At 41.5% G+C, this 2,345-nt stretch carries 2 protein-coding genes; both read left to right on the top strand.

What is annotated here, in order from left to right; translation table 11 throughout:
• The first annotated feature begins 227 nt into the window (after positions 1-227).
• Positions 228-2,006: a DUF6242 domain-containing protein gene (locus V1L66_RS22020; protein WP_409072237.1), complete on the top strand. Its 1,779-nt coding sequence runs from the start codon at positions 228-230 to the stop codon at positions 2,004-2,006.
• 89 nt (positions 2,007-2,095) lie between these two features.
• On the top strand, positions 2,096-2,345 hold a 250-nt coding region (locus tag V1L66_RS22015; protein WP_409072236.1), incomplete at its 3' end, for a hypothetical protein.

The raw sequence follows: 2,345 nt of genomic DNA, 5'->3' as shown, positions 1-2,345 counted from the left end.
CCATCTCCGGTGGAACAGTAAGTGGGAATGTAACAACCACAATTGTACCAGCTGGACAATTAGCGCCTTCTGCATTGGATATTCGGCAGCCTTTCCAAGCATTGAATTTTATCATATGTATCCAGGGGATATTTCCTAGTCAACAGTAGGTGGTGCAAAATGCTAGATTCATATAACATTCCTTTATTTGATACATAGAAGGAATAGTTTTGTTGGAGGAGATATTTATGAGACAACGTTATAAGAAAATAGTAAGTATCCTACTAATCTTTCTATTATTTTTTCAATGGATACCCAGTGCATTTGCTGATTTTACACTAGCAACACCACCAAGTGTAAGCTATAAAGCAGTGGCTTATGGTGATGGTAAATATGTGGCTACTTCTTTGGGGACGAATACTAAGGTTTATTATTCAACAAATGGATCATCATGGACACAATCAACTACTATAACTGCCCCCCAAACGATTAATTCAGTCGTTTATGAAAATAACCAGTTTATAGCAGTTGACAACTCATCTAATTTTTATACGTCATCGGATGGGCAAACATGGACAACAGCTACTTCAGTAGATAGTACTACCCCTCTTCATTCAGTAACATATGGATATAATAAATATGTTACTGTTGGTAATTTAGGTAATATGTATGTATCAAGCAATGGGGTGACATGGCAAAAAAAAACCCCACAGACAAATAATCTTTATGGTGTAATATACGCTAATAATCAATTCGTCGCAGTAGGGCATGGTGGAACGATATTGACATCTGCAGATGGGGAAAATTGGTCAATGCAAACCTCTAATACCACGAATATTTTAAGATCAGTAATTTATGCAAATGGTCAATATGTAGTCGTTGGTCAATCTGGAACGATTCTCACCTCACCTGATGGCATAGCTTGGACAAAGCAAGATAATTTACCGGTAGGTACAACTTCTATCCTCTTAACTAGTGTATCTTATGGAAATGGTTATTATGTAACAGTTGGAGCTTCTGGTAAAGCATATTACTCATCAGACGGAATAAATTGGACTGAACATGCAACTGGTTTAGGTAGCATTCTTTTACAGGGGGTTACTTATGGAAATGGTCAGTTTGTAATAGTCGGTAATAACGGAACCATATTATATGGGAATCCAGATGTACTTACTCAAGTTCCCATAGTTATAACCTTAAATCCAGCGACAAGTGTTACGAGTACAGGTGCAACAGTAGGTGGGAACGTAACTTTTGATGGAGGAGCAGAGATTACAGAACGTGGAATTGTTTATTCGACGAGCACCGAACCAACTACGGAGAATAGTGAGAAAGTAACTGCTATTGGAACAACGGGAGCGTTTAGTGTTGATCTATCAGGTCTTAATCCAAGTAGTACTTATTATTACCGAGCGTACGCGAAAAATTCGGTGGGGACTAGTTATGGTGAAAATGAGATGTTTGAGACACTAACTGTTTTGCCAGAATTGGGAGGCACGGTAAGCATCACAGGAGAGGCTAAGTATGATGGTGTGCTAACCGCGGATATTAGTAGTATCACGTATACACCAACAACGACAGCGGATGTGCCGACCTATCAATGGTATAGAGGGAACACGGTTATTCCAGGAGCGACCTCATTCACATATACGTTGGTAGAGGCCGATATCGGTGAGAAACTCAAGGTTACAGTTACTGCCGATGGAACGCATGCGACAGGAAGTGTAACGAGTGGAGCGACGGCAACTGTGGAAAAAGCGAATGGTCCAAGTGCACCTTCAGCACCAACTGAAGCCAGTAAAACGCCGACAAGTATTACGCTAAATGGAGTAGCAGGTCAAGAATACAGTAGAGATAACGGGACGACCTGGCAGGATAGTCCGAACTTTAGTGGACTCACTCCAGATACGGAATATATGTTTATCACGAGAGTGAGAGAAACTGCGACTCATAAGGCATCACTAGTAAGTGCAGGGGCACCAATCCAAACTCAACCTAAGCGACCTCATTCACATATACGTTGGTAGAGGCCGATATTGGTGAGAAACTCAAGGTTACAGTTAGTGCCGATGGAACGCATGCGACAGGAAGTGTAACGAGTGGAGCGACGGCAACTGTGGAAAAAGCGAATGGTCCAAGTGCACCGTCAGCACCAACTGAAGCCAGTAAAACAACAACAAGTATTACGCTACATGGAGTAGCAGGTCAAGAATATAGTAAAGATAACGGGACGACCTGGCAGGATAGTCCGATCTTTAGTGAACTTACTCCTAATACTGGGTATATGTTTATCACGAGAGTGAGAGAAACTGCGACTCATAAGGCATCACTAGTAAGTGCAGGGGCACCAATCCAAACTCAACCTG

Origin of the sequence: Lysinibacillus sp. IITD104 (genome assembly GCF_036698265.2) — a bacterium.
In the GTDB taxonomy this organism is placed as follows: Bacteria; Bacillota; Bacilli; order Bacillales_A; family Planococcaceae; genus Lysinibacillus; species Lysinibacillus boronitolerans.
This window is presented reverse-complemented; position numbering and strand designations above follow the sequence as displayed.